Origin of the sequence: Fulvivirga lutimaris, assembly GCF_009711525.1 — a bacterium.
GTDB lineage: Bacteria > Bacteroidota > Bacteroidia > Cytophagales > Cyclobacteriaceae > Fulvivirga > Fulvivirga lutimaris.
Genome location: NZ_SMLV01000401.1, coordinates 28271 through 29197 on the forward strand (window position 1 = coordinate 28271; position 927 = coordinate 29197).

Here is a 927-nt window from a genome sequence, read left to right on the forward strand (position 1 = left end):
CCAATACATGGTTAGCTCCTACGAGCAGATTGCCAAAGAATGTGCCCGACTTGAATTGTTAGTCGATTTTCATGGTTCATTTAAACCTTCAGGGTTGAGAAGGATATATCCTAACGTGCTTAATTATGAAGGGGTAAAAGGAAGCGAGAATAACAAGGGGAGTGCTGACATTACACCAGAGCATAATGTAACTATCCCATTTATACGAATGGCAGCGGGACCAATGGACTACACCCCCGGTGCCATGGTTAACAAAATGCCAAAAAACTTTTTCGGTAGCTTCGAACGCCCAATGAGTCTTGGAACTCGTGCACATCAGGTGGCCATGTACGTAGTTTATGAGGCTCCTCTTCAGATGATGTGTGAATCACCATCCAGATATTATCAAGAACAAGAAACCGTTGACTTTATAACTCAAATACCCACAACATGGGATGAGACCGTTGTCTTAGAAGGATCTGTTGGCAACTATATAGCCGTGGCAAGAAGAAAAGGTGAGAAATGGTATATTGGCGCTATGACAGACTGGGATGGCAGAGTCTTGGAACTTGACCTCTCTTTTTTAGGTGAAGGAGAATTTACCATGGAGGTATTTAAAGATGGTATAAATGCAGAAATGTTTGCCGAAGACTACAAAAAAGAAACAATAACTGTCCAGAAAGACGCTACGGTCAAAGCAGAATTATCCTCCGGTGGAGGTTGGGCTGCTATTATTAAAAAAGAATAACACCAAAGATCTAAACCCAATGAAACCAGGGAGTCTAATCATGCTCTTGGCCGCTTCGCTCATGTTCACTTGCGAAAAACTGCACCAAGAAGGCCTTTTTACATCGCAAAGGATTGGGAGAACCCTGAGTACTGATGACTTACAGAGCCTGCTCAGAGGAAATAACATTTAAAAAATAAGCAAACTATACCGTATCATGA

1 protein-coding gene is annotated in these 927 nt (G+C 42.1%); it reads left to right on the forward strand.

Annotation, left to right across the window (positions count from 1 at the left end; all coding sequences use genetic code 11):
• The coding region (locus tag E1140_RS13930; RefSeq protein WP_185153595.1) for a glycoside hydrolase family 97 C-terminal domain-containing protein at window positions 1-727 on the forward strand (727 nt) is incomplete at its 5' end.
• Window positions 728-927: the final 200 nt, after the last annotated feature.